16 protein-coding genes are annotated in these 15,607 nt (G+C 71.9%); 9 read left to right on the top strand and 7 right to left on the bottom strand.

Annotated elements, in window-relative coordinates:
* Positions 1 to 3: 3 nt before the first annotated feature.
* The gene (locus EV699_RS07725; protein WP_132541041.1) at positions 4 to 321 is read right to left on the bottom strand and encodes a hypothetical protein; all 318 of its coding nucleotides are present in this window, start codon (positions 319 to 321) and stop codon (positions 4 to 6) included.
* Between the two features lie 222 nt (positions 322 to 543).
* On the opposite strand from EV699_RS07725, the gene EV699_RS07720 reads away from it, so the two are divergent.
* Both EV699_RS07720 and EV699_RS07715 read left to right on the top strand, forming a co-directional pair.
* Positions 544 to 1,056, top strand: a complete 513-nt coding sequence (locus tag EV699_RS07720; protein ID WP_132541038.1) for a sigma-70 family RNA polymerase sigma factor — start codon at positions 544 to 546, stop codon at positions 1,054 to 1,056.
* Positions 1,053 to 1,832 (top strand): anti-sigma factor family protein, encoded by a 780-nt coding sequence (locus tag EV699_RS07715; RefSeq protein ID WP_132541035.1) that lies wholly within the window; start codon positions 1,053 to 1,055, stop codon positions 1,830 to 1,832. The genes EV699_RS07720 and EV699_RS07715 overlap by 4 nt, the downstream gene beginning before the upstream one ends.
* A gap of 74 nt (positions 1,833 to 1,906) precedes the next feature.
* Here the strand turns inward: EV699_RS07715 and EV699_RS07710 are convergent, their stop codons facing one another.
* Together EV699_RS07710 and EV699_RS07705 are read right to left on the bottom strand one after the other, a co-directional pair.
* Positions 1,907 to 2,497 carry a hypothetical protein gene (locus EV699_RS07710; protein ID WP_132541032.1) on the bottom strand — a complete coding sequence of 197 codons (591 nt, stop codon included), beginning with the start codon at positions 2,495 to 2,497 and terminating at the stop codon, positions 1,907 to 1,909.
* Positions 2,498 to 2,657: 160 nt separating this feature from the next.
* Complete coding sequence (locus EV699_RS07705; protein ID WP_132541029.1) at positions 2,658 to 3,188, bottom strand: gamma carbonic anhydrase family protein; 531 nt, start codon at positions 3,186 to 3,188, stop codon at positions 2,658 to 2,660.
* A gap of 178 nt (positions 3,189 to 3,366) precedes the next feature.
* Between EV699_RS07705 and EV699_RS07700 the strand changes: the two genes are divergently transcribed.
* A complete protein-coding gene (locus EV699_RS07700; RefSeq protein ID WP_132541026.1) occupies positions 3,367 to 6,822 on the top strand; it encodes a pyruvate carboxylase in 3,456 nt (1,151 codons plus the stop codon).
* A 206-nt stretch (positions 6,823 to 7,028) separates the two neighbouring features.
* Positions 7,029 to 7,835, top strand: a complete 807-nt coding sequence (locus tag EV699_RS07695; RefSeq protein WP_132541023.1) for a hypothetical protein — start codon at positions 7,029 to 7,031, stop codon at positions 7,833 to 7,835.
* A gap of 14 nt (positions 7,836 to 7,849) precedes the next feature.
* Here EV699_RS07695 and EV699_RS07690 read toward each other — a convergent pair whose 3' ends face one another.
* Complete coding sequence (locus tag EV699_RS07690) at positions 7,850 to 8,746, bottom strand: LysR family transcriptional regulator (RefSeq protein ID WP_132541020.1); 897 nt, start codon at positions 8,744 to 8,746, stop codon at positions 7,850 to 7,852.
* A gap of 146 nt (positions 8,747 to 8,892) precedes the next feature.
* Here EV699_RS07690 and EV699_RS07685 point away from each other — a divergent pair, with 146 nt between their 5' ends.
* From EV699_RS07685 to EV699_RS07670, 4 genes are all read left to right on the top strand, one after another.
* Positions 8,893 to 9,333: a DoxX family protein gene (locus EV699_RS07685; RefSeq protein WP_132541017.1), complete on the top strand. Its 441-nt coding sequence runs from the start codon at positions 8,893 to 8,895 to the stop codon at positions 9,331 to 9,333.
* A gap of 55 nt (positions 9,334 to 9,388) precedes the next feature.
* Positions 9,389 to 10,105: a pirin family protein gene (locus tag EV699_RS07680; protein WP_132541014.1), complete on the top strand. Its 717-nt coding sequence runs from the start codon at positions 9,389 to 9,391 to the stop codon at positions 10,103 to 10,105.
* Positions 10,106 to 10,230: 125 nt separating this feature from the next.
* Entirely contained in the window at positions 10,231 to 10,653 is a 423-nt protein-coding gene (locus EV699_RS07675) for an organic hydroperoxide resistance protein (protein WP_132541011.1), read from the top strand.
* Positions 10,654 to 10,918: 265 nt separating this feature from the next.
* The gene (locus tag EV699_RS07670; protein WP_132541008.1) at positions 10,919 to 12,052 is read left to right on the top strand and encodes a VIT1/CCC1 transporter family protein; all 1,134 of its coding nucleotides are present in this window, start codon (positions 10,919 to 10,921) and stop codon (positions 12,050 to 12,052) included.
* A gap of 9 nt (positions 12,053 to 12,061) precedes the next feature.
* Here the strand turns inward: EV699_RS07670 and EV699_RS07665 are convergent, their stop codons facing one another.
* Together EV699_RS07665 and EV699_RS07660 are read right to left on the bottom strand one after the other, a co-directional pair.
* On the bottom strand, positions 12,062 to 12,844 hold the full coding sequence (locus EV699_RS07665) for a bestrophin-like domain (protein ID WP_132541005.1): 783 nt from the start codon (positions 12,842 to 12,844) through the stop codon (positions 12,062 to 12,064).
* A 450-nt stretch (positions 12,845 to 13,294) separates the two neighbouring features.
* Positions 13,295 to 13,660: a hypothetical protein gene (locus tag EV699_RS07660; RefSeq protein WP_132541002.1), complete on the bottom strand. Its 366-nt coding sequence runs from the start codon at positions 13,658 to 13,660 to the stop codon at positions 13,295 to 13,297.
* 150 nt (positions 13,661 to 13,810) lie between these two features.
* Between EV699_RS07660 and EV699_RS07655 the strand changes: the two genes are divergently transcribed.
* Entirely contained in the window at positions 13,811 to 14,635 is an 825-nt protein-coding gene (locus EV699_RS07655) for a transglutaminase-like domain-containing protein (protein ID WP_132541116.1), read from the top strand.
* A 27-nt stretch (positions 14,636 to 14,662) separates the two neighbouring features.
* Here EV699_RS07655 and EV699_RS07650 read toward each other — a convergent pair whose 3' ends face one another.
* The gene (locus EV699_RS07650; RefSeq protein WP_165904071.1) at positions 14,663 to 15,439 is read right to left on the bottom strand and encodes a spermine/spermidine synthase domain-containing protein; all 777 of its coding nucleotides are present in this window, start codon (positions 15,437 to 15,439) and stop codon (positions 14,663 to 14,665) included.
* Positions 15,440 to 15,607 lie beyond the last annotated feature (168 nt).

The following is a 15,607-nucleotide window of genomic DNA, read 5'->3' as shown; positions in this document are numbered from 1 at the left end:
CGCTCACTCCTGGATCGCCTGTTCGTATTCCTCGCGCGTCAGGTAGCCCTTGGCGCCGGCGTGGCGGTTGAAGGTGCCGGTGAGGATGCCCATGTCCTTCGCTTCCGGGCGCTCGATGCGGCCGTTGTGGTTGCGGTCGGCCCACTCGAAGCTCAGGTCCGGTGCCTCGGGTGCGCGTTCCTGCTTGGTCACGCTGGTCTGCTCGCCGCCGCCGGGCAGCGGCGTGACGGTGATCACGGTCTCGGTCACCGCCAGCACGGGGGCGGCGGCGCTGCTCAGCGCGGCGATCAGGACGGCCTTCGTCAGCGTCTTCAGTGCCATGATGCTTCTCCTTCAGTTACGTGGCATGACGCCACTTCACAGGACTTTTTCGACCTGCCCGCGCGCGTTTTGGTTCAGGCACGGGTCCGGCACCGGCGCGACGGGAATAAGTCGCGCCCCCTTGTGTAGACGAACGGCGACGCGCGTGGCGCGAGCCGGGCGGCGGGAGGGGCCGATGGACGACAGACTTCGACGAGGCGCGGATGGCGGTGGGGGGCGGCGATGAGCCGCGAATTCGGCGCTGCGCTGGTGGCCGAGATCCCGCGCCTGCGCCGCTACGCGCGCGCACTGACCGGCGATGCCGCGCGCGCCGACGATCTGGTGCAGGACTGCCTCGAACGCGCCTGGTCGCGGCTGCACCTGTTCCGTGCCGGCAGCGCGCTGCGCCCGTGGCTGTTCAGCATCCTGCACAACCTGCATGCGAACGCCGCGCGCGCCTTCAGCCGCACGCCGCCGGGCGTCGACCTCGACCCCGACGCGCTCGGCGAGGCGGTCGCCCCCGCGCACGACGTGCAGATCGAGCTCGGCGAGCTCGAGCGGGCGCTGCACCGCCTGCCCGAGGAGCAGCGCGCGGTGCTGTTGCTGGTGGGGCTGGAGCAGCTCAGCTACCAGGAGGCCGCCGAGGTGCTCGGGGTGCCGATCGGCACCGTGATGTCGCGGCTGTCGCGGGCGCGCGAGCGCCTGCGCGGGCTGCTGGGCGGGGTCGAAGGGCCGCGCCTGAGGAGGGTGAAATGAACCGCCGGCCGGTTTCCGAGGCCGATCTGCACGCCTGGCTCGACGGCGAACTGCCGCCGGCGCGGCGCCTGGAGGTGGATGCCTGGCTCGCCGAGCAGCCCGAGGCTGCCGCGCGCCTGCGCGCCTACGCCGAGATCGACCACGGCCTGCACGTGCTTTACGACGACGTGCTCGCCGAGCCCGTGCCCGCGCGCCTGCGCGCCGCGGCCACCGCCGCGCCGCCGCGCCGCCGCGCCGCCGGCTGGGCGCGTGCCGCGGCGGCGGCCGGCTGGCTGCTGCTCGGCGGCGTGGCCGGCTGGAGCGGGCACACCTGGATCGGCCCCGACGGCATCGGTGGCGTGAGCGAGCTCGAAGTCGCCCACGAGGCGCTGGCGGCACACGTGGTCTACGTGCCCGAGGTGCGCCACCCGGTGGAGGTCGAGGCCGCGCAGGGCGCGCACCTGGCGGCGTGGCTGTCGAAGCGCATGGGTCACCCGATCCGCCCGCCGGCGCTCGAGGTGCTCGGCTTCCAGTTGCTCGGCGGCCGCCTGCTGCCCGACGGCAGCGGCCAGCCCGCCGCGCAGTTCATGTACCAGGACGCGACCGGGCACCGGCTCACGCTGTACGTCACGCGCTGCGACGACGTGCGCGAGACGGCGTTCCGCTTCACCAGCCGCGACGGCCTCGATGCCTTCTACTGGGCCGACGGCGTGCTCAACTACGCGCTGGTCGGCGACATCGGTCGCGAGGCGCTGGAGGGCGCGGCGCACGAGGTGTACCGGCAGCTCGAACTGTAGGCGCGGCCACCTCATCACGGCGGCCGGCGCTCCACCCGCCACCACGGAGCGCACCCCGAAAGCCCCCGCCGGCGTTACCGACGGGGGCTTTCGATTGGGGCGGGGGCGTGGCCGACGGGGCCGCCAACGCCGGTGCGGGGGATCAGTGCCTGGGGTTGCGTCGCGTCGCGCAGGGCCTCGCCCTCGGCAACGCGGCCGCGCGCTTCGGCGAGGTCGTGGGCGTCGTCGGCGCCACGCGGGGCTTCGCCCTCGGCAATGCGGCCGCGCGCCTCGGCGAGGTCGCGGGGGCTGTCGGCGCCGCGCGGGGCTTCGCCTTCGGCGTCGCGGCCGCGCGCTTCGCCGACGTGTTCGCCGCCGCTGCGGCCATGCCCGCCGGCGCCTTCGCCACCGTCTCCGCTCCTGCCACTGCTGCCGTCGCCGCCCCGGCCGCTGCCGCCTTCGCCACCGCTCTTGCCGCTGCCGCCGCTGCCCTTGCCGCCGCCACCGCCCGAACCACCGCCGCCGCCTCCACCCCCCTTGCCGCCGCCCTCCTTGGCGAGTGCGCTGCCGTAGTCGAGATGCAGCGGATCGAGCTTCAGCGCGAGCGGCGCGGCGAGCAGCGCGGCGCCGATCAGGCCGGTGAGGACGAACAGGCGGTGACGACGAACGGGTAGCGACGAGTGCATGGCGAGACTCCTGGTGAGCGCAAGGCCCCGACGGGGCCGGGGGATAGGGGGGCGTGCTGCGGCGCGCCGTGGCCCGGTGCGAGGCGGGAGATCACGGGCGGTTCGGGCCGCCTCTCGTCGATCTCTACACCGGGGCGTGCGCCCTATTCCGCCGCGCCGTTCAGCCGGCGCGGTGCTGCTCCTTCAGCCGCACGTAGTTCTCGGCGGAGTAGGCGAGGAACTCGCGCTCGCGCTCGCTCAGCGGGCGCATCCGCTGCGCCGGGCTGCCGACGTACAGGTAGCCGCCCTCGAGGTGCTTGCCGGGGCCGACCACGCTGCCGGCGCCGAGCATCACGTGGCGGTCGAGCACGGCGCCGTCCATCACGATCGCCCCCATGCCGATCAGGCAGAAGTCGCCGATGGTGCAGGCGTGCAGCATCGCCTGGTGGCCGATGGTGACGTCGTGGCCGATGCGCGTCGGCAGCCCGCCGGGGCAGAAGCGGCTGTCGTGGGTCACGTGGATCACGGTGCCGTCCTGGACGTTGCTGCGTGCACCAATGTGGATCGACTGCACGTCGCCGCGCACCACGCACAACGGCCAGATCGAGGCGTCTGCACCGATCTCGACCGCGCCGATCACCACCGCGGTGGCGTCGACGTAGGCACTGGCGGCGATTTGCGGGGCGTGGCCGGCGAAGGGACGGATCGGCATGGGTAGGTTCCTCGGGCAGCGGGCTGGCGGCATCGATTCTGCATCAAGAACCGACCGGTGCCGGCGGGCCCGGCCGTTCGCGTTGTCCGGTCGGCAGGATTTCGTTATTTTCGGCAATGATCGGCACAGAAAACATTTATCTGATCAATCGATAGACAGCGCTACCGCAGGAGAACCCATGAGCGAACGCACGGGCCGCAAGATCCGCCGCATGCTGGTCGCCAATCGCAGCGAGATCGCCATCCGTGCGATGCGCGCGGCGGCGGAACTCGGCATCACCACCATCGCGATCTACTCCGAGGAGGACCGCTTCGCGCTGCACCGCTTCAAGGCCGACGAGAGCTACCGCGTCGGCCAGGGGCAGAAGCCGATCGCGGCCTACCTCGACATCGCCGACATCCTGCGGGTGGCGAAGGAAGCCCATGCCGACGCCATCCACCCCGGCTACGGCTTCCTCTCGGAGAATCCCGACTTCGCCGAGGCCTGCGCGCGCGAGGGCATCACCTTCATCGGCCCGTCGCCCGACGTGATGCGCACGCTCGGCAACAAGGTCGCCGCGCGCAACATGGCGGTGAGCGCCGGCGTGCCGGTGATGCCGGCGACCGGCCCGCTGCCCGACGACCTCGACGAGGTCAAAAAGATGGCCGCGGCGATCGGCTACCCGTTCATGCTCAAGGCGAGCTGGGGGGGCGGCGGGCGCGGCATGCGCGTGATCGAGTCCGAGGCCGACCTGGCGGGCAACATCGAGGTGGCGCGGCGCGAGGCCAAGGCCGCCTTCGGCAACGACGAGGTCTACCTCGAAAAGCTGGTGCGCCGCGCGCGCCACGTCGAGGTGCAGGTGCTGGGCGACCGCCACGGCAACGTCGTGCACCTGTTCGAGCGCGACTGCACGGTGCAGCGGCGCAACCAGAAGGTGGTCGAGCGCGCGCCGGCGCCCTACCTCGATGCCGCCACCCGCGCCGAGCTGTGTGAGTCGGCGCTGCGCCTGGCCCGCGCCGTGGGCTACTCGGCCGCCGGCACCGTCGAGTTCCTGATGGACGCCGACACCGGCCGGTTCTACTTCATCGAGGTCAACCCGCGCATCCAGGTCGAGCACACCGTCACCGAGCAGGTCACCGGCATCGACCTGATCAAGGCGCAGATCCGCGTCTGCGAGGGCGCGGCGATCGGTACCCCGGAGAGCGGCGTGCCGGCGCAGGCCGACATCCGCCTGAACGGCCACGCGCTGCAGGCGCGCGTGACCACCGAGGACCCGGAGAACGGCTTCACCCCCGACTACGGGCGCATCACCGCCTACCGCAGCGCCGCCGGCTTCGGCATCCGCCTCGACGGCGGCACCGCGTACTCGGGCGCGGTGATCACGCCGTACTACGACTCGCTGCTGGTCAAGGTCACCGCCTCGGGCGCGAGCCCCGACGAGGCGATCCGGCGCATGGACCGCGCGCTGCGCGAGTTCCGCATCCGCGGGCTGTCGACCAACCTCGCCTTCCTCGAAAACGTCATCAACCACCCGCAGTTCCGCGACGGCAGCTACATCACCCGCTTCATCGACGAGACCCCGGAGCTGTTCCACTTCGCCCGCCGCCGCGACCGCGCGACGCGGCTGCTGCGCTTCATCGGCGAGGTCACCGTCAACGGCAACCCCGAGGTCGAGGGCCGCGCCGCCGCCGAGAGCCGCCAGCCGGCGCCGCTGCCGTCGGCGCTCGCCGGCGCGCCGCGCCCGGGCAGCCGCGACCGCCTGCTCGAACTCGGCCCGGCGGCCTTCGCGCAGTGGATGCGCGCCGAGCAGCGCGTGCTGCTCACCGACACCACGATGCGCGACGCCCACCAGTCGCTGCTCGCCACGCGCATGCGCTCGGCCGACATGTGGGCGATCGCCCCGCACTACGCGGCGCTGCTGCCGGAGCTGTTCTCGCTCGAATGCTGGGGCGGGGCGACCTTCGACGTCGCCATGCGCTTCCTGCGCGAGGACCCGTGGGAGCGCCTCGGCGTGCTGCGCGCGAAGATCCCCAACATCCTGTTCCAGATGCTGCTGCGCGGCGCCAACGCGGTCGGCTACACCAGCTACCCCGACAACGTCGTGCGCCACTTCGTGAAGACCGCGGCCGAGGCCGGCATGGACGTGTTCCGCGTGTTCGACTCGCTGAACTGGGTCGAGAACATGCGCGTGGCGATGGACGCCGTGTGCGAGAACGGCAAGCTCTGCGAGGCGACCATCTGCTACACCGGCGACATGCTCACGCCGGGGCCGAACAAGTACGACCTCGCCTACTACGTGAAGATGGCCAAGGCGCTCGAGGCCGCCGGCGCGCACACGCTGGCGATCAAGGACATGGCCGGCGTCGCCCGCCCGGCGGCGATCCGCAGGCTGGTGACGACGCTGCGCGAGGAGGTCGGCCTGCCGCTGCACTTCCACACCCACGACACCTCGGGCATCGCCGCGGCCAGCGTGCTCGCCGCAGTCGAGGCCGGCTGCGACGCCGTCGACGGCGCGATGGACGCGATGAGCGGGCTGACCTCGCAGCCCAACCTCGGCTCGATCGTCGCCGCGATCGCCGACACCGAGCGCGACCCCGGCATCGACCGCGGCGCGCTGCGCGCGATCTCGCACTACTGGGAGGGCGTGCGGCGCTTCTACACCGGCTTCGAGAGCGACATCCGCGCCGGCACCAGCGACGTCTACCGCCACGCCATGCCCGGCGGCCAGTACACCAACCTGCGCGAGCAGGCGCGCTCGCTCGGCATCGACCACCGCTGGCCCGAGGTCGCCGAAGCCTACGCCCAGGTCAACGAGCTGTTCGGCGACATCGTCAAGGTCACGCCCACCTCCAAGGTGGTCGGCGACATGGCGCTGATGATGGTCACGCAGGGCCTGAAGCCCGCCGACGTCACCGACCCCGAGCGCGAGATCGCCTTCCCCGAGTCGGTGGTGCAGCTCTTCCACGGCGACCTCGGCCAGCCGCCGGGCGGCTTCCCGCCGGAGCTGTCGAAGAAGGTGCTGCAGGGCGGCAGCCCGCTCAGCGTGCGCCCCGGCGCCGATCTGCCGCCGGCCGACCTCGAGGCCGTGCGCGCCGAGGCCACGGCCAAGAGCGGCCGCGAGATCGCCGAGACCGACCTCGCCTCCTACCTGATGTACCCGAAGGTGTTCACCGACTACGCCAAGGGTCGCAGCCAGTACGGCAACCTCAGCGTGCTGCCGACGCCGGTGTTCTTCTACGGCATGGAGCGCGGCAGCGAGATCGCCGTCGACATCGACCAGGGCAAGACCCTGGTGATCCGCTACCTCGCCGTCAGCGAGCCCGACGACGAGGGCTGCCGCAAGGTGTTCTTCGAACTGAACGGCCAGCAGCGCACCGTGCGCGTGGTGCAGAAGGGGATGGAGTCGAAGCTCAAGGTCCATCTCAAGGCCGAGGACGGCAACCCTCACCATGTCGCCGCGCCGATGCCCGGGCTGGTGGTCAGCGTCGCGGTGCGCCCGGGGCTCAAGGTCGAGCGCGGCGATGCGCTGCTGTCGATCGAGGCGATGAAGATGGAGACCGTGATCCGCGCCGAGCGCGCCGGCACCGTCAAGGACGTCCACGTCGCCGTCGGCAGCCAGGTCGACGCCAAGGACCTGATGGTGGTGCTGAGCTAGGCACCGCCGCAGGCCGCGGGGTAGCGCAAGGCCGCGCCGGGGGGCAACCCGGCGCGGCCTTGCCGTTTGCGGGCCCCTGGTGGTCACCCGTCGGCTACCTTGTGCGGAGCGTCGCCGCAGGCGGCGCCGAGGGTCCGGCCCGGCCGCTGCCGCCGCAGCGCGCAGGCCGTTCCGCACCCGCCCGAAACCCCCAGCGGAGCGCCGGCATGCTCTACTCGATGAACCAGATCGCGCTGTACCTCAACCTGGCCAGCGGCCGCATCAAGAAGGACGGTGGCCGGCTCACCTACCTGACCGACACCGACTCGCCGGTGCTGGCGGCGACGGCCGGCGACGGACAGGAGACGCAGATCCTGTTCGTCCGCGACGCGCTGTGGATCGCCAACAACGACGATCAGGACTCCCTGCTGCAGCAGGAACTGCTGAACAAGCTCGGCATCAAGACGCCGGAGCAACTGGTCCAGCACGTCGAGACCTACCAGGGCCGGGTGTTCGCGCGGATCAAGATCAAGGGCGCCTACGAGTACGCGGAGCCGGACTCGCCCGGCAAGCTGGCGCTGTTCGAGCTGGCCTCGCGCAACGAGAAGGGCGAGCCGCAGGCGGTGGCCTACCCGGCGCCGATCACGGTCTTCCCGAAGGCGGTCGCCAACCCCAAGTACACGCTGGTCGAGCCCGACGGCGACGGCACCAAGCCGCCGGTGGCGGGCATCGTCTTCGTCGTCGGCAACTACGCGGGGGCCAACACCGGCGTCAACGAGCACGCCGAGCAGAAGCTGCTGGCGGCGCTGCTGCACGTGCCCGACAGCATCACCGGCACGCTGCCGCTGTACGGCTGCAAGCGCCAGTGCGCGGTGTGCGAGGGCGTGTTCAAGAAGGCCATCCCGCGTCTGAAGAGCCGCAGCCGCTACCTCAACTGCACCGCCCACGACGACCGCACGGTGGAGCACTACCAGCAGCAGGCCCACCCGTCGAACATCAAGGCGCTCGACGTCGACAAGTACTTCCCCGCCTGAGCGCCCCGCGGCGCTCAGGCCCAGCGCGCCCCGTCCGCGAACGCCTCGCGCAGGAAGTCGACGAACACGCGGATCGCCAGGAACGCCTGGCGGTGCTGCGGGTACACCGCCCACACCGCCTCGGGCGGCGGCGCGTAGGCGTCGAGCACCGTCACCAGCGCACCGGCGCGCAGCGCCGGGCCGACGATGAAGGTCGGCAGCAGGGCGATGCCGAGGCCGGCGATCGCGGCGTCGCGGGCGAGTTCGCCGTTGTTCACGCGCAGCCGGCCGGAGACCGCGACCGGCCACGGCGCGCCGTCGCGCGCATAGACCCACTCGACGCTGCGGCCGTGGCCGTAGGGCAGGCAGTCGTGCGCGCGCAGCGCGTCCGGGGTCGCCGGCGCGCCACGGCGGCGCAGGTAGTCGGGGCTGCAGCAGCTCACCAGCGGCGCCGGGGCGATGCGCCGGGCGACCAGCGCCGAGTCGCGCAGCGTGCCGATGCGGATCGCCATGTCGTAGCCCTCGCCGACCAGGTCGACCAGGCGGTCGTTGAGGTCCAGCTCCAGCCGCACCTCCGGGCAGCGGGCGAGGAAGTCCGGCACCACGCCGCCGAGGTGCAGCGTGCCGAACGACATCGGCGCGGACACCCGCAGCGTGCCGCGCGGGCTGCTGCTGCCGCTGCCGACGACGTGCTCGGCCTCGCTGACGGCTTCGAGGATCTGCGTCGCCCGCGCGTGGTACTCGTGGCCGAGCGCGGTGACGCTGAGCCGGCGCGTGGTGCGGATCAAGAGGCGCACGCCCAGGCGCGCTTCGAGCGCCATCAGCCGGCGGCTGACGAACTGCTTCGACAGCCCCAGGCGCTCGGCGGCCGCGGTGAAGCTGCCGGCGTCGACGGTGGCGACGAAGAGCTGCATGTCTTCGAGTGCGCTCATTGTCTCTCCCGGGTGGACGATGTGACGCATTCTGGCCGATTTATGCGAAGGATGTACCCGCGTAGAGTGCACCCATCGGCAAGGCACCGGCAGCACCGGCCCGCCCGCACCGGCAACCCGATCACGCGACTCACGAGGACCTGCCCATGAACACCACGACCGCCCCGTCCCCCCTGCTCACCGCCATCGTCCCGGCCAGCGGCCGTGCGCTGCTCGGCGCCCTGTTCCTGGTCAGCGGCGTCGGCAAGCTCGCCGCGCCGGCCGCCACCCAGGCCTACATCGCCGCCGCCGGCCTGCCCTTCCCGCTGCTCGCCTACCTCGGCGCGCTGGCGGTCGAGATCGGGCTCGCGCTGGCGCTGGTGCTCGGCTACCGCACGCGCACGGTCGCCGCGCTGATGGCCGCGTTCACGCTGGTCACCGCGTTCGCCTTCCACTTCAACCCCGCCGACCAGGGGCAGGTGATCCACTTCCTGAAGAACCTGGCGATCACCGGCGGGCTGCTGCAGGTCACCGCCTTCGGCGGCGGTGCGCTGAGCCTCGACGCGTGGCTCGGCCGCCGCGGCGATGCCGTCGGCGCAAAGGCCTGAACCCCCACCCGCGGGCGGCCGACGCAGCGGCCGCCCGCCCGACCGGAGCACGAACATGATCGAATTGCGCAAGGCATCCGACCGCGGCGTGGCCGAGCACGGCTGGCTCAGCTCCCGCCACACCTTCTCGTTCGGTGGTTACGACGATCCGCGCGAGCGCGGCTTTTCCGACCTGCGGGTCATCAACGACGACCGCGTCGCCCCGGGGCAGGGCTTCGGCCTGCATCCGCACCGCGACATGGAGATCTTCTCCTACGTGCTCGACGGTGCGCTGGAGCACCGCGACACGCTCGGCAACGGTTCGGTGATCCGCCCCGGCGACGTGCAGATGATCAGCGCCGGCAGCGGCATCGCGCACAGCGAGTTCAACCCCTCGGCGCAGGCGCCGGTGCACTTCCTGCAGATCTGGATCATCCCGGCGGTGCGCGGTATCGCCCCGCAGTACCAGCAGGCGCACTTCGGCGCCGAGCGCAAGCGCGGGCGGCTGCAGCCCATCGTCTCGGCCGATGGCCGCGAGGGGTCGCTGCGCCTGCACCAGGATGCGACCGTCTACGCCGGCTTGTTTGCGGGAGACGAAACGGCGAGATTGACGCTCGCCGCAGGACGGATCGCCTACATTCATCTGGCCCGCGGCAGCCTGCAGGTGAACGGTGTCGAACTGCACGCCGGCGACGGCCTCAAGCTGCGCGACGTGTCGGAGCTGCACGTCGCCGCCGGCCGCGACGCCGAGGTGCTGGTGTTCGACCTGCGCGCCGACACCGCGCGGCACTGACGTCGTGTCCACCCTGCGCCGCCTCGCCCGTCACCGCCTGCGGGCGGGCGGCGCAGCCCGTCAACCCTGCCTTTCGTCCCGGAGTCCGCCGCGTGCGGCTCCACCCGACCTCGAGGAGCATCGCGATGAACATCCTGTACACCACCGAAGCCACCGCCACCGGCGGCCGCACCGGCTCCGCCCGCACCGCCGACGGCGCCTTCGCCGTCACGCTAGTTACGCCGAAGGAGCTGGGCGGCCCCGGCGGCGCCGGCAACAACCCCGAGCAACTGTTCGCCGCCGGCTACTCGGCCTGCTTCCTCGGCGCGGTCAAGTTCGTTGCCGCGCAGCAGAAGGTGAAGATCGCCGACGACAGCACCGTCACCGCGACGGTCGGCATCGGCCCGCGCGACGACGGCACGGGCTTCGGCCTCGACGTCGCGCTGGCGGTCAGCCTGCCCGGCCTCGACCGCGAAACCGCCGAGGCCGTCGTCGCCCAGGCCCACATCGTCTGCCCGTACTCCCACGCCACCCGCAACAGCCTCGACGTGCGGCTGAGCGTGAAGTAAGCGCCGCCCTGAGCCCCTCTCTCCCATTGGGAGAGGGGAGGAGACGGCAGCGATCGGGCGTCTCCGCGCGCCTGCCCCGACGGAGTACGTTGAACCCCTCTCCCGCTGGGAGAGGGGAAGGGGTGAGGGTGCTTCCCACCGTCACCCCACCCGATGGCGCGCGCCACCCGACGGCCGACGCAGAACACCCTCACCCCCGGCCCCTCTCCCCGAGGGAGAGGGGAATCAGGACGCCCGCCGGCGGCGGTGCGCGAGCGAGGGCACGATGGCATCCCGCGATTCCGACGCCGCGCGCTACCGCGCGAACCTGCAGGGCGAGATCGACAGCGCCGCGCTGTACCGGGCGATGGCGACGGCGGCCGACGATGCCGCGCAGGCCGAGCTGTACCGCAAGCTGGCGGCGGTCGAGGAGGCGCACGCGGCGTTCTGGCGCCGGCGGCTCGCCGGGCTCGGCGCGAGCGCCGGTGAGCCGCGACCGGGCTGGCGCACGCGCGTGCTGATCGCGCTGGCGCGCCGCTTCGGCGCCGACCTGGTGCTGCCGGCGGCGCGCTCGCTGGAGGCGATGGACCAGACCAGCTACGACCACCAGCCGGAGAGCGCCGGCACCGTGATGCCGGCGCAGGAGCGCTCGCACGTGCGCCTGCTCGGCCAGCTCGCGCGCCGGCCGCGGCCGGGCTGGAGCGGCGCGGCCTACGCGCGGCTCGAAGGCCGTCACGGCGCCGGCGGCGGCAATGCGCTGCGCGCCGCGGTGCTCGGCGCCAACGACGGCCTGGTGTCGACGCTGAGCCTGGTGATGGGGGTCGCCGGCGCCAACGCGGACTCGCGCACCATCCTGCTCACCGGCGTCGCCGGTCTGCTCGCCGGCGCCTGCTCGATGGCGATGGGGGAGTGGATCTCGGTGCAGAGCGCGCGCGAGCTCTACGAGCGCCAGCTCGCCGCCGAGGCCGAGGAGCTCCAGCAGGTGCCGCAGGAGGAGCGCGCCGAGCTGGAGCTGATCTACCGCAGCAAGGGCTTCACCGCCGACGAGGCGCGCACCATCGCCGAGCGCGTGATGGCCGACCCCGACACCGCGCTGGCGATGCTCGCGCGCGAGGAACTCGGCATCGACCCCGACGACCGCGGCGGCTCGCCGTGGGCCGCGGCGACGGCGTCGTTCCTCGTCTTCGTCGTCGGTGCGGCGCTGCCGGTGCTGCCCTTCGCCTGGCTCGACGGCGCGCGCGCGGTGCAGGCCAGCGCCGCCGCCGGCGCCGCCGGGCTGTTCCTGATCGGCGCGGCGATCACGCTGTTCACCGGCCGCCACGCGGCGTGGTCGGGGCTGCGCCAACTGCTGATCGGCCTCGCCGCGGCGGGGGTCACCTGGGTGGCGGGGCGGCTGTTCGGCGTCGCGCTCGGCGGCTGAGCCGCGCGCTCAGTGCATGCCTTCGAGCATGTCGAGCAGCAACTGGTCGGCGGCGTCGATGCGGATCATGCCGAGGCGCGGGAATTCGAGGTCGAGGATCACGTACAGGCTCAGCGACAGGATCGTCGCGAAGGCGAGCGAATGCAGCAGGCTGCGCTTCCTGCTCGCCGCCATGTCGTAGCCGACCAGCAGCGCGGCGATGCAGCTGAGCCCGGCGAGCAGCACGAAGATCGGTATCGGCGGGTGGTTGCGGGTCGCCGCCCAGCGCGTGGTGGTGATGTCGAACATCTCGTTCAGCGCCGGCAGCAGCAGGATCGCCGCCGGTGCCGGGGTGTCCGGCCGGCGGCAGGCCGCCATCGCCTGGCCCCAGATCGCGTTCTGCAGCGCCGCGCTCTCGGTCAGTTTGGCCTGCGTCGCCGCCTGGTCGGCGGCGCTGCGGAACACCGCCGCGCGCAGCTCCACGTAGCGGCGGAACAGCGCGCGCAGGTCCGCCTGCGCGTCGCCCGGCAGCAGGTCCAGGCGCAGGTAGGCGGTGCCGATCGCGTTGGTCTCCTGCGTGATCAGGTGCCGGCGCTCCTCGAAGCGCGTCGCCGCGCCGGAGAAGGTGAACGCGATCAGCAGGCCCAGCAGGCCGAACACCGCGCCTTCGGCGGTGCCGACGCCCTGCGCGAGCCCGTCCGGGTCGTGCGCCAGGCGCACGCGGCCGAGGCGCCGGCCGACTTCCAGGCAGACCAGCATGCCGAGCAGCACGCCCGCGGCGGCCAGGGATGCGTACAGGGTGAGATTCGTCATCTGCAGACCTCGCGTGCCTCGGAGTCGGCGGCCGTGCCGGATGTGCGTCGCGACGGCCGTGCCGCTAACCATAGGCAGCGGCGCCCGTGGCGCAATGCCGCGCGCCCCGCAGGCCGGCACGCGGTCGCCCGGCGTTCGCCGGCCCGGCGGAGGTACGCCCGGAGCCTCGCGGGAAACCGCTTCGGCGCAGGAGGGCATGTCCGTTATCCGTTCTGCACGGATGAATCTGACGGGACGGCTCGAATCAACGCTGCGAATGTGGCAATGCGGCCTTCGGCGGGTACAGGGGAAATCGGGCCTTCGCCCACGGCGTTCCGGGAGGCGGCGCGGAATTGACGGCGGGCCAATAGCGCCCAGGCGTCCCTGAAAAACATCCGCGCCGACTCATTCTGGTGCGGCGCCGACACTTCTCGGAGCGGTGGCGGGGTTCTGGGGGACTGCGCCGATGCTTTATGCATTGGCGAAGCATTTCCCGGCATCTCCGTCGCTGTTTTTTTCACCGGCGCCGATGTTCCGAATACCTTTGCGGATATCCGGACGGCCCGGTCCGATGCTTTTTGGTGCAGTGTCGGTTCCCCGAATATCGGCGCCGGTGCCGCGAATCCGAATGTGCACCGAGCGGATGCGCGCGCCGGTGCATGTTGGTGCCGCGTGGACCCTGCGGCATTCCCCGTCGGGTTTTCGACCCCCGGTTGCCCTGTCCTGGACATCGCCGGCGACCGCGGCCGGGCCGCGCCGATAACCATGGCCCTTGCCAAGGGTCGGGCGAATGGCGATTACATCCATCGGTACGGCAATGGCGCCATTCGATTCCACCGGTTCGATCCAGCATTCATCATTTGTACTGCTGCATCATGGGGATGCGCGTCGCTCCCGATCGTTGCAGGGGGCCATTGGTCCGTGGCAGCGGGGGGCACGTGTTAGCATGAGCCTCCATTGATGCAACGCGGCACGAGGCGGGTTCGAATGAATATCAGGGTGGGATATGAACTGATCTACGATTGTCCGCAACCGACGCCGATGATTCTGACGCTGAACATCCATTACACGCGGGTATCGGATATCCGCATTCCCGATCATATCGTCACCGATCCGGCGCTTCCGATCACGGCCTATCGCGACGGTTTCGGCAACTGGTGTTCGCGGATCGTGGCACCGGCGGGGCGTTTGCGGATTTCCACCCATGCGCTGGTGCACGATTCCGGCAAACCCGACGCGGTGGTGCCCACGGCGCAGGAACACCGGGTCCAGGACCTGCCGGCGGAAACACTGGTGTACCTGCTGGGCAGCCGCTACTGCGAAACCGACCGGATGTCGCAGATCGCCTGGGACCGTTTCGGCAAGGTGCCGCCGGGCTGGTCGCGGGTGCAGGCGATCTGCGACTTCGTGCACCAGCACATCACCTTCGGCTACGAGCACGCACGGCCGACCAAATCGGCGTTCGAGGCGTATTACGAGAAGGTCGGGGTGTGCCGCGATTACGCGCACCTCGCCATCACCCTCTGCCGCTGCATGAACATCCCGGCGCGCTACTGCACCGGCTATCTCGGCGACATCGGCATGCCGCCGCCGTACGGCCCGATGGATTTCGCCGGCTGGTTCGAGGCCTACCTGGGCGGCCAGTGGTACACCTTCGACGCCCGCAACAACGTGCCGCGCATCGGGCGGGTGCTGATCGCGCAGGGGCGCGATGCCGCCGACGTCCCGCTCAGCAACGCGTTCGGCGTGAACACCCTGGTGGGCTTCAAGGTGTGGACCGACGAGGTGCCCGAGCCTTACGTGCCCAGCTGATGCCGTCGCCGGCGCGGTGCGCCGGGCTCAGGGCTCGCCGGCCTCGCGCGCCTCGCGGAGCGCCGCGGCGGTGCGATCGAGCCCGATCGGGTGCAGCGGCGCGAGGGCGGCGAGGCGGGCCCCGAGGCCGCGTGCGGACAGCGCCAGCGCGCGCCCGCGCCCGGCGAACACGATGCGGTTGTCCGAATCCTCGGCGGCGACCGCCAGCACGGCGCCGTCGAAGCTGCGGCGGATGCGCGCGAGGTAGGCCGGGTGGCGGGCGTCGCCGGTGCTCAGGTTGACCACCAGCAGGCCGTCGTCGGCCAGTGCGGCGTGGCAGTCGTCATAGAAGTGCTGGCTGCACAGCTGCGCCGGCTGGCCGGCGAGGTCGAAGCCGTCGACCAGCAGCACGTCGAAGGCCTCGGCTGCCCCCCGCACGAAGTCGGCGCCGTCCACGCACAGCACGCGCAGGCGCGCGTCGTCGTCGGGGACGTGGAACTGCCGGCGCAGCGCGATCACCTCCGGGCTGATCTCGGCGACGCTGAGCGCGGCGCCGGGCAGGTGGCGGTGGCAGTACTTGACCAGCGAGCCGCCGCCGAGGCCGATCAGCGCGATCCGCGCCGGCTGCGGCTTGAACAGCAGGAAGCCCATCATCGTGCGGGTGTAGCCGAGCACCAGGCGGTCGGGCGCCGCCGGGTCCATGCGGCTCTGCACGGTGCCGATCTGGAAGTGCAGCGACAGCGCCGCGTCCTCGCGGTAGACGAACGGCGTCTCCGAGGGGGCGTGGCCGAGGATGTCGTCGAAGCGGTCGAACTGCGGGGTCATCGCCTGCGCCTGCCGTGCCGCTGCGTGCCCCACCGCGGGGCGCGCGCAGCGGCGCCGGCCTCCATTGTGGCAGGCTGGCGCGGCCGCCGTCGCCGGGTTCGCGCATGAACCGCTGCCGTCTGGCATGGTCCATGCCACGCGCAGCGTGTGCGTGCCTGCCCGGTCGGG

It is taken from the genome of Plasticicumulans lactativorans, assembly GCF_004341245.1.
Taxonomy (GTDB): Bacteria; Pseudomonadota; Gammaproteobacteria; order Competibacterales; family Competibacteraceae; genus Plasticicumulans_A; species Plasticicumulans_A lactativorans.
Note: the sequence above shows the minus strand (reverse complement) of the source record. Positions and strands in the feature narration are given on the sequence as shown.

Excerpts from the sequence above, each read along its gene's own strand:
- EV699_RS07725 (WP_132541041.1), bottom strand. The coding sequence starts at position 321 with ATGGCACTGAAGACGCTGACGAAGGCCGTCCTGATCGCCGCGCTGAGC.
- EV699_RS07720 (WP_132541038.1), top strand. The coding sequence starts at position 544 with ATGAGCCGCGAATTCGGCGCTGCGCTGGTGGCCGAGATCCCGCGCCTG.
- EV699_RS07715 (WP_132541035.1), top strand. The coding sequence starts at position 1,053 with ATGAACCGCCGGCCGGTTTCCGAGGCCGATCTGCACGCCTGGCTCGAC.
- EV699_RS07710 (WP_132541032.1), bottom strand. The coding sequence starts at position 2,497 with ATGCACTCGTCGCTACCCGTTCGTCGTCACCGCCTGTTCGTCCTCACC.
- EV699_RS07705 (WP_132541029.1), bottom strand. The coding sequence starts at position 3,188 with ATGCCGATCCGTCCCTTCGCCGGCCACGCCCCGCAAATCGCCGCCAGT.
- EV699_RS07700 (WP_132541026.1), top strand. The coding sequence starts at position 3,367 with ATGAGCGAACGCACGGGCCGCAAGATCCGCCGCATGCTGGTCGCCAAT.
- EV699_RS07695 (WP_132541023.1), top strand. The coding sequence starts at position 7,029 with ATGCTCTACTCGATGAACCAGATCGCGCTGTACCTCAACCTGGCCAGC.
- EV699_RS07690 (WP_132541020.1), bottom strand. The coding sequence starts at position 8,746 with ATGAGCGCACTCGAAGACATGCAGCTCTTCGTCGCCACCGTCGACGCC.
- EV699_RS07685 (WP_132541017.1), top strand. The coding sequence starts at position 8,893 with ATGAACACCACGACCGCCCCGTCCCCCCTGCTCACCGCCATCGTCCCG.
- EV699_RS07680 (WP_132541014.1), top strand. The coding sequence starts at position 9,389 with ATGATCGAATTGCGCAAGGCATCCGACCGCGGCGTGGCCGAGCACGGC.
- EV699_RS07675 (WP_132541011.1), top strand. The coding sequence starts at position 10,231 with ATGAACATCCTGTACACCACCGAAGCCACCGCCACCGGCGGCCGCACC.
- EV699_RS07670 (WP_132541008.1), top strand. The coding sequence starts at position 10,919 with ATGGCATCCCGCGATTCCGACGCCGCGCGCTACCGCGCGAACCTGCAG.
- EV699_RS07665 (WP_132541005.1), bottom strand. The coding sequence starts at position 12,844 with ATGACGAATCTCACCCTGTACGCATCCCTGGCCGCCGCGGGCGTGCTG.
- EV699_RS07655 (WP_132541116.1), top strand. The coding sequence starts at position 13,811 with ATGAATATCAGGGTGGGATATGAACTGATCTACGATTGTCCGCAACCG.
- EV699_RS07650 (WP_165904071.1), bottom strand. The coding sequence starts at position 15,439 with ATGACCCCGCAGTTCGACCGCTTCGACGACATCCTCGGCCACGCCCCC.